1 pseudogene is annotated in these 256 nt (G+C 49.6%); it reads right to left on the bottom strand.

The features are described from left to right. A pseudogene (locus tag SB773_RS33055) lies at positions 1–256 on the bottom strand (signal recognition particle protein); the annotation flags it as partial.

Raw genomic sequence — 256 nt, forward strand, 5'->3', positions numbered from 1 at the left:
GGCCTGTGCTTTTTCGATAAGGGTCAATACATCACCCATGCCGAGGATCCTTGACGCCATCCGTTCTGGATGGAATGCTTCAAGTGCATCCAATTTTTCTCCCATACCGACGAATTTTATCGGCGTGTTGGTGACTGAACGAATCGAAAGTGCCGCACCACCACGTGTATCCCCATCAAGTTTCGTAAGTACGACTCCAGTCAGGCCTAACTGTTCATTAAAGCTTTGGGCCACATTGACCGCATCCTGACCTGTC

Origin of the sequence: Bacillus sp. SIMBA_074, assembly GCF_046534555.1 — a bacterium.
Taxonomy (GTDB): Bacteria; Bacillota; Bacilli; order Bacillales; family Bacillaceae_G; genus Bacillus_A; species Bacillus_A mycoides.